General features: G+C 31.2%; 11 protein-coding genes. All 11 read right to left on the reverse strand.

Annotation, left to right across the window (positions count from 1 at the left end):
- Positions 1 to 23: 23 nt before the first annotated feature.
- On the reverse strand, positions 24 to 503 hold the full coding sequence (locus tag N4A40_09395; GenBank protein MCT4662061.1) for a DMP19 family protein: 480 nt from the start codon (positions 501 to 503) through the stop codon (positions 24 to 26).
- A gap of 111 nt (positions 504 to 614) precedes the next feature.
- A complete protein-coding gene (locus tag N4A40_09400) occupies positions 615 to 1,613 on the reverse strand; it encodes an ATP-binding cassette domain-containing protein (protein MCT4662062.1) in 999 nt (332 codons plus the stop codon).
- Complete coding sequence (locus tag N4A40_09405; GenBank protein ID MCT4662063.1) at positions 1,614 to 2,324, reverse strand: hypothetical protein; 711 nt, start codon at positions 2,322 to 2,324, stop codon at positions 1,614 to 1,616.
- A gap of 12 nt (positions 2,325 to 2,336) precedes the next feature.
- On the reverse strand, positions 2,337 to 3,566 hold the full coding sequence (locus N4A40_09410) for an ABC transporter substrate-binding protein (GenBank protein ID MCT4662064.1): 1,230 nt from the start codon (positions 3,564 to 3,566) through the stop codon (positions 2,337 to 2,339).
- Between the two features lie 286 nt (positions 3,567 to 3,852).
- On the reverse strand, positions 3,853 to 4,263 hold the full coding sequence (locus N4A40_09415; GenBank protein MCT4662065.1) for a hypothetical protein: 411 nt from the start codon (positions 4,261 to 4,263) through the stop codon (positions 3,853 to 3,855).
- Positions 4,264 to 4,281: 18 nt separating this feature from the next.
- Entirely contained in the window at positions 4,282 to 4,944 is a 663-nt protein-coding gene (locus N4A40_09420) for an ABC transporter ATP-binding protein (protein ID MCT4662066.1), read from the reverse strand.
- Between the two features lie 2 nt (positions 4,945 to 4,946).
- Entirely contained in the window at positions 4,947 to 6,242 is a 1,296-nt protein-coding gene (locus N4A40_09425; protein ID MCT4662067.1) for an ABC transporter permease, read from the reverse strand.
- Between the two features lie 12 nt (positions 6,243 to 6,254).
- The gene (locus N4A40_09430) at positions 6,255 to 7,076 is read right to left on the reverse strand and encodes an FtsX-like permease family protein (GenBank protein ID MCT4662068.1); all 822 of its coding nucleotides are present in this window, start codon (positions 7,074 to 7,076) and stop codon (positions 6,255 to 6,257) included.
- A gap of 89 nt (positions 7,077 to 7,165) precedes the next feature.
- A complete protein-coding gene (locus N4A40_09435; protein MCT4662069.1) occupies positions 7,166 to 7,387 on the reverse strand; it encodes a hypothetical protein in 222 nt (73 codons plus the stop codon).
- A gap of 74 nt (positions 7,388 to 7,461) precedes the next feature.
- Positions 7,462 to 7,848, reverse strand: coding sequence for a hypothetical protein (locus N4A40_09440; GenBank protein ID MCT4662070.1), 387 nt, complete (start codon positions 7,846 to 7,848; stop codon positions 7,462 to 7,464).
- 307 nt (positions 7,849 to 8,155) lie between these two features.
- Positions 8,156 to 8,426, reverse strand: a 271-nt coding sequence (locus N4A40_09445) for a metal ABC transporter permease (protein ID MCT4662071.1), incomplete at its 5' end; no start/stop codon positions are given.

Below are 8,426 nucleotides of genomic sequence, written 5' to 3' on the forward strand. Positions count from 1 at the left end.
CACGCCTTTAATCGTTTGGAATTTTAGGCATCTAGCATTTCTTTATTAGAATAAATATAGTCATATAGTTGCTGATCCACATCTTCATTTATAGCATAAAATTCGCTATCAAGCGCACTACATTTTGAATCTATTTCGTCTTCATTTTCTCCAACTAAATAATCTTGTCTTGCAAATTGGTCGTGGATATAACCATTTTCAAACAATGAAAGAGCTTTTTCAAGTAATTCCGCGATTTTGTAAAAACTCATCTCATCTAGTGCTTCTAATGCCTCGAGTGCATGATCTCCTGCACTATTGAAGAAATATTGATTAAATCCACCATTGTTTACTTCCATAAAAAGCTCATTTACCGCATAAACATAACGCTGGATATCGTTTAGCTCTTCATACCCTTGATTTTCTACTAAATTAGCTAACTCATCCCACACCTCTAGAACTATCTCTATTTGCGAATCTAAATCTTCAACTCTTTCATCGCCAACTACTTCATTTATATACATAAAAAATATCCTCCTCTGCATGAGTCAGTCGCATATAGCGCTTTTAATTTCTTTACCCACTTTTTTTCATTTTAAGACATTTCTATGCATTTGGCAATAATTTCTAACTTTTTAGTCCAAGCGTTCACCATATCTTAGCAATCTTCTCATTTCTGCAAATTCTTTGTCTCTCTCTTCTAGTTCTTTCAATTTTTGCTTTTCCGATTCCGATGTCTCTATAACAGCCTTAATTCCGCCATTATTTATGACAAGTCTTCTATCTGCCATAAGTGCTAAAAGTGGATCATGAGTTGCCATCAGCACTATTTTGTCCTCTGAAACCAAAAGTGACAATGCTTTTTTTCTGTCTATTCCAGCATTCTCAATCTCATCTATTAATACTATAGGCGATTTACTAAGTATAGCCATATCTGCAATCATAAGCGCTCTTGACTGTCCTCCAGATAAAGCTGTGACTGGAGTAGACAAATCAAATTTCTCGCCAGCTAATTTATTCGCCTCTTGTATGATTTTTAGTACCATTCCTTGGACATCTTCTACTAGTCTACTCTTCGCATGTAGCTCTACAAATTCCTGTACACTGAGATCCATTACAAAATTCATATTTTGAGATAATTGTGCGACCAATTTATTACTTGATGAGTATCTCCACTTCATATCAGGCTTTTGACCATTTATGAGCACACTTCGCTTTGTAGGTGTATCTGCCTGAGCTGTCCACTCTATGTCAGCAAGCAATCTACTCTTTCCAGAACCAGTAGGTCCAACTATAGATATTATTTCGCCTGCATTTATACTGAATTGATCAAAATTCTCTGCCTCTCCAGACTTATCTTGTCCAGAAATAAGTGTAAGTGATTTAACCACATCATCTTCTTTTATTCCGAGGAATTCTATCATCTGCTCCATATACGATTCGAATCCTATTATGAGCCCTTCTGGATCTAGTGCCCATTCTTCCATATCCTCTTCTGTCATATTTGCAAAATAATCTGCAAGACTCATGTTCTTGTCTTCTATTTCTAGGTTATTTTCTTCTAAATAACTTTCCACAAAGGGATAATCTTCTAATAGCTTTTCAATAGACATCTCTAAATATTTTTTTGCCATTTATTTTTCCTCCCCTTGTTCTTTTTTTAATTTCATCTTTCTTACATTTCCCATTTGAAAATCTTCTCCAATTCTTGTTTCACCTAAGCAATAAGAACACATAGCTGATGGCATCGAAAATCTAAGTTTTTTTCCTTTCACTGTCTCTACATTTTCTTTTTCATCGTATACAAGCGTACTTAACTCAAATGCGCCCTGGCCTGTAAGTCCATTTATATGCATAGTTATAGCTTTTGGGTTCACAGATGATACCTTTGATGCAAATACTTCACGCTCTGCCTGTGATACTATATCGCCTTTTGTTATAACTACGATATCTGCCGCTTTTAGCATAGGACCTATTTTTCTAGGTGTATTTATTCCACTTAGATTATCTATTACACATATAGCTTTTATATCCTTTATATATGGAGAACACCTATTACAAAGACCTGCACTCTCCGTTATCAAAAGGTCTAATCCTTCATCTAGCCCCCATTTAGTAACTTCTTCTATATTGCTGACAAAATAGTGATCAGGGCAAAGTGCTCCTGAAAGCCCTTTTCTCACTGGTACTCCAAGTTTTTCATATATAATATCATCATCTGTATATAGACAATCAAATTTTACTACACCGCTCTTTATACCTCTTTGCTTGAGCGCCTCTATCATCTTTACTATCACCGCTGTCTTTCCTGATGACGGTGGGCCTGAAATAGTTATTAAATTCATGTTTTATACCCCCTATTTACTTGATCCTTCATTGAAATAAGTCTCACATTTTTTTATGAGAGCTCCTATATTATTTTGCTCTATATAATCCCATCCAAGCCACATGTAAGGTTTGTCTTTAGCAGTCAAATTGTCAACTTCTGGGTGCACGCTTGGAAATCTTCCATTGTGAGAAAGTATCTCTCCTACATCTTTTGATGCAAAGAAGTCAACAATTGGTTTTAGCTTATCTGATTTAGATGCTTTGCTAAGTAAGAATATAGGACTTATGATAGCTCCATCTGAAGGCCAAACCGCTGACATTGGGCCACCTTCGTGAACCATTTTGGTAAAGAAATAAGGCATTATAGTTACAAGTGGTTTCACTGATTCTCGGTGAGATTTCACCATTTGTGATGGATGCATACTTTTTAGCAAGCTTTTGCCAAGTTTTCGCACCCCTTCTTCACCATAATTTTTGTATATATTGAGTAGTATGGCATTGAACAAATCAAAATCCCCTATAGGTAAACTCACTCTTCCTTCAAAGTCATCTCTTAACAAATCTTCCCAGCTCTCAGGTCTTTTTATATCTCCAAGTTCTGCCTCATTTACTAGAAATACTGCTGGCACTACACCTATAATGGCGTATTCTTTTTTGGGATCTTTTAGTTCTATATTTGCAGAATGAAAATCTCTATTGTAATTTGTAATTCCACTCATATCGCTAAATGTTCCTTTAGCTTTAAATTTTCCCATGAGTTCTTCATCAAAGAATAAATCAAATCCAGCTGACAAGAATAGATCAGATAGTATTTCTTCATCATCTGCACTTCTAAGGCTATCTTCTAGCCATCCAACACCCATAGATGCAGCTTTTAAATCATAAGTCACACTAAAGCCTAAATCATGACCATTTGCATTCATCCACTCTGTCCACGATTCCAAAAGTGGTATTCTAACTGGGCACGGTAATATTCCTTGAATCTTTATATCTGCGCTTTCATCAAACTCTACTTCTTTAAGAGTTTCATCGACTCCATCTCTACTCTGCTCTACTATATCTTCTAGTTTTTCTATAAAACTTTCAAGTCCAATTTTTCTAAGTTTTAAAGCCATCTCAAGTGTCAATTTCTTTCCAAATGTCTCTCTCTGTGATTCACTTTCCATCTGAGTAAAACCCTCTGCTACAAATACATCTATAGTTTCTGGATAATCTTTTGTTATTTTATATAAAGTATCGCTTCCATTAATTCGCTTCATTTAAATATCCTCCTTATTTCATACATAGTTCGCTTTATCTATATCCATTATACACATATAAATAACACTCGGCTGTAACTTATGTTACGAAAAATATCGCAATATGTCATTCGCGGTCAAAAACATACTTTTCGCGGTTTTTTGGTTGAAAGATATAGGTTCTTATGTTAGGTTTAGTTAGGTTAAGACTAAATTAGGCTGATATATTTCTTCATATAAAAAACTCATCAATTGATGAGTTTTATTTTTAAAGTTTTTTAAATTCCTTACATTACTAAATCAATAATTAGTCCTCTTCATCTTTGTCATTATTCATAGTTACCCTGTATTTTCCTTCTGTTTCTTCACTTATAAAAATTTCAAGTGTCCACTTACCTTCTTCGCTTTTTATTTCTTCATTTATTTTTTGATTATCGTTAATACTAAAATTATGACTATATGCTATTTCACCGCTAGGATTTTTGAGCTTTAAGTCAGCATTTCCTGAATCTAATACGCAAATTACATCAAGGCTTATTTTATCCCCTACATTTTTCGGAACATTAAATGAGTTTTTCAAAACACTATACTCTTCTTCAAAATTTTCACTATCTATAATCCCCTCTAAGCTCTCATAATAAGGTGCTGTATTACCAGCATAAGCTGTATAAGCTATTACCAAAATAAAAAACATTAACAATGCAAACAACTTTTTCATAGATAAAACCTCCTCTATTTATTTTTGAATCGAACCATCTTCAATCCTTATCACACGATCACTAACGGCAGCTACCAGAGGATCATGAGTTACTAAAACTATTGTCTTTCCTTCTTTATTTATTTTTAATAACAAATCCAATATTTCTCTTGTTGTTTTACTATCCAACGCCCCTGTAGGTTCGTCCGCTAGAATTATATCACTATTACTAACCAATGCCCGTGCTATTGCAACTCTTTGTTGCTGACCACCTGATATTTTATTACTTTTTTTATCAATTAAATCCTCAATTCCTAATCTTACCAACTGCTCGACTATTAATTTTTTCTTGTCTTTTCTTTTCATTTTTCTATGTTCTAATGGAAGTTCAACATTTTCATAAACCGAATATTCATTCATCAACGCAAAATTTTGAAATACAAAGCTTATAGTAGAATTTCTTAAAATACTTAATTTTTTATCACTATATTTATTTACTAACTTGTCATTTATATAAACGTTTCCTTTAGTTGGTTTGTCCATACACCCTATTATATTTAGTAAAGTTGATTTCCCACATCCAGAAGTTCCCATAATTGAAACAAATTCACCTTTCTTTATCCTAAGATTAATATTTTTCAGCGCCATATTTTCATATGCACCTTTCCCATAAATTTTGCTAACATTATTTAGTTTTATCATTCTTAGTCTTCTCCTTTTATTAACTGGCTAGGCTGAATTTTACCTATTACTATCGTTGGGTAAATAATTGCTACAAATACTACAAGTGATGCAATAAAAAATAAGTATATAAAGCTATTTGAATTAAGCATAAAAAACATTGTATTCCTAAACGAACTTATACCCTCAAATGAAATTCTAAACAAAAAAGATAATACAAAAGAAAATACTAACATAAAAATCATTTCCCCAATTATTATCATTTGTATATATCTTATACTTGCTCCAGACATAATTCTAATTCCAAACTCTTTATATCTGCTTCTAATATTAATTAACATTATAGAAACTATACCGATTAAAGACATTACAACTAAAAATACTCCTAACAAAAGATTAATTTGTATAATCTCACTATACCCTTCATTATATTCATTTAATAACTCTACTATAGACTTAAAATCAATATTCAAGTTGTACTCTAAACCCTTTTCTCGTACTTCTCTTAATATTATCTTATCATTAGCATCATCTTCCATTTGAATAAAAACTTTATGTAAAGTTGACAAATTACTGATAATACTTTCTTGATTAAACAGATAATTTGGAGCTACAAACTTATCATCTAATTTTTCAAGAGGCTCCATAACAAAATCATCATCAGAAAACCACTTTTCTCCCTGTTTTATAAATCCAATAACTTTAAATTCAGTTTTAAACTCTTTTTTTTGATTTTTTCTCATCTCGTATTCAGTTATAGTAAGTATATCACCGAGTTTCAAAACATCTTTATATGCGCTTCCTACCAAAATCGGCACCTGCATTCCCTGTCTTAAATTAAAATCTTGACGTTCTAACATCCGTCCCATTTCTACTTCCATATTCGTAAAATTTAAAATCGAACTATTTATAAATATAACATCCGAAAGTTCAGGATAAGTTAATGATCTTACTGTCTTTTTTATTTCTAAATTTCTATTGATATATTTATCATCCATTCTTAATTCATCAAAAATAACCCCCATTTCATCATATGCGCCATACCCTACTACTCCATCTAAAGTTCCTACATACTCTCTAAGTCTATGCAATCTATTTATATAATCTTTCGTCTCTTCAACATTTTTAAACATCACACGATATGTCTTATCTAGATTTATATTTAAATTATTCTTTATGCTATTAGATTGATAATTCACTTGGTCTATAAATTTGAATGCATTTACAATAATCAGAAATGATATTGACAATTGAAATATTATAAGTAGTGCATTTAATTTTTTTTTACTCAATGATTTTAATACAGTCTTAATATACATTTTGTCCTCCTACTACAATCTTATCGATTCTCTAGGTTCCATCTTCATAACCTTAAAAGAAGGTATTATTACAGCAATAATCGCCGAAATTATCACTATTATTGCGGAAGCAAACACATTGCTACTTGTTATTTCTATTTCAAAAAACCAAATTTGATTAATAAAGAATTTCATGAAAATTTGAATACTTAAACTAATAATTGATGAACACAATGCAATCAAAAACATCTCAGCAAATAACATCCCAACTACTCTAATATTAGTACTTCCAAACGCTTTTCTTATACCTATCTCTCTTTTTCTACTCTCTATCCAATATGATGATACATTTAAAGTATTAATAACAGCACACAAATATATCAATAGTGACAAATTCATATCTTTATATTCTCCTATAGAAATATGAATAACATTTTGTCTTACAAAATCATATGCACTAATCACCGCAAATGTATCATAATTCATTATTTTGTTTTTTATAGTCTTATATTGATTTCTAGGATACTCTCCTGTGCCAAAAATAAAAAAACTAAATTCTTTCCTTTCTATTAGCTCATCCATTGCAGTTTTTGGAATAGAAGTTATCGGCATTACTATTTTATTATCTAACTCACGTATTTTTTCATTTTCTACACCTATAATGCCTAGAACTTGATACCTACTATTGTTTATATCTATATAATCTATATCATTATCCGTATACATGTATTGTATGTAACTTCGACCTATTAGAACCACTTTATTTCCATTTTTCAAATCAGATTCGGTATAATAGTTCCCCTCTATCAACGGATATCTTTTATTGATTTTATTGTAATATTCTGGCACTATCATTAACGAACCACCTCTATACTCATTTAGAAAAATCATTATATTCTCTAAATATATTCCTGTTTTTTTATCAATAGACTCAAACCATTTAATTAATGTTTCTTTATCGATTTTTTTTCTAATTTAACGTCAACTTCTATACCACTAGCAGGTAAATAATTCAAGTCTTTCTTCACATTGTTTATTGACTTCTCCATAGCACTAGCACTAAATGATATTAAAGTCATTGATATAATTAACCCTGTCATAATAATAAAAGTTGGAATCCTATGGTAATTCAACTGTCTTTTCATTATTTCTATACATTTATACATTTTTTTCACCTACTTTTAAAATACCTAAGGATAAATATCCTTAGGTATTTTCTTCAAAAAATAATTAATAAATATTAATCAACATCCTTGTATGATTTAACAACATACTCTTTTGTATGATTTTTATCGTCAATAGAGTGTCTAGATTGGTAACAATACACATCACTCCATGTATATTTAACCTGAGCCCAGCTTTTATCTCCATCATATTTGTAATCGCCCATTTCAGTTTTGCTATCCCAACGCTCGATTCTAGCTGCAACAGAATAATCTGTATCAGTTTTTTCCATAGTCTCTGCTTCACCTTCGTCATCTCCAAACCACGAAAGATTAAAATCACAATCAAGCTCTGCCTTTGCGCTACAATCTTTATATTCCAATGTAGTTGATTTGGTAGCTAAAGCTACACCAGAACTTATTAATAATACTCCTACCATAAAAATACTACCTATTTTTTTCATATTCATAATATCAATCCCTTCATCATTTTCAACGGATGCACCTGTCATGATTAATATAACATTTTTCTAATCACCAATCAATATAATTCGTTAAATTAATTTGTTAAAATTTATTAACTATCTTTTTAAAATAAATTTATTTTTATACTTTTTGTTAACATTAATCCACGCAAAAAAAATCCTCTATTCCAAAGTTGACTAATCTACAACAAAATTTGGACATAGAGGATTGAATTTCATACTAATAATATATATTACTTTAACCTAGAAAGCTTAAGTTTTTGCTTATTTTTCAGCATTTAATCTATCACTTGCCTCTAACAACCTGCGCTCCAAAATAAACCACAGCGGCAAATAATATAATAGATGCTCCTGATGCAATATTGAATGTATATGACAGATAAAGTCCCACTATACTGTAAAGCATACCAAATCCTATAGCTCCCGATATTACTTTTTTTAGATCTACAAAAAATAGTTTAGCCGTAGCTGCAGGAATAGTGAGTAATGCTATAACTAATATGATTCCAACAACTTTTATAAGCACTACTATGCTAAGCGCTATCATAGTGTATAGA

The organism is Tissierellales bacterium, from assembly GCA_025210965.1.
In the GTDB taxonomy this organism is placed as follows: Bacteria; Bacillota; Clostridia; order Tissierellales; family JAOAQY01; genus JAOAQY01.

Coding starts and splice junctions, on each gene's coding strand:
- N4A40_09420 (MCT4662066.1), bottom strand. CDS start 4,944: ATGATAAAACTAAATAATGTTAGCAAAATTTATGGGAAAGGTGCATAT.
- N4A40_09435 (MCT4662069.1), bottom strand. CDS start 7,387: ATGTATAAATGTATAGAAATAATGAAAAGACAGTTGAATTACCATAGG.
- N4A40_09410 (MCT4662064.1), bottom strand. CDS start 3,566: ATGAAGCGAATTAATGGAAGCGATACTTTATATAAAATAACAAAAGAT.
- N4A40_09425 (MCT4662067.1), bottom strand. CDS start 6,242: ATGTATATTAAGACTGTATTAAAATCATTGAGTAAAAAAAAATTAAAT.
- N4A40_09395 (MCT4662061.1), bottom strand. CDS start 503: ATGTATATAAATGAAGTAGTTGGCGATGAAAGAGTTGAAGATTTAGAT.
- N4A40_09430 (MCT4662068.1), bottom strand. CDS start 7,076: ATGATAGTGCCAGAATATTACAATAAAATCAATAAAAGATATCCGTTG.
- N4A40_09405 (MCT4662063.1), bottom strand. CDS start 2,324: ATGAATTTAATAACTATTTCAGGCCCACCGTCATCAGGAAAGACAGCG.
- N4A40_09400 (MCT4662062.1), bottom strand. CDS start 1,613: ATGGCAAAAAAATATTTAGAGATGTCTATTGAAAAGCTATTAGAAGAT.
- N4A40_09440 (MCT4662070.1), bottom strand. CDS start 7,848: ATGAAAAAAATAGGTAGTATTTTTATGGTAGGAGTATTATTAATAAGT.
- N4A40_09415 (MCT4662065.1), bottom strand. CDS start 4,263: ATGAAAAAGTTGTTTGCATTGTTAATGTTTTTTATTTTGGTAATAGCT.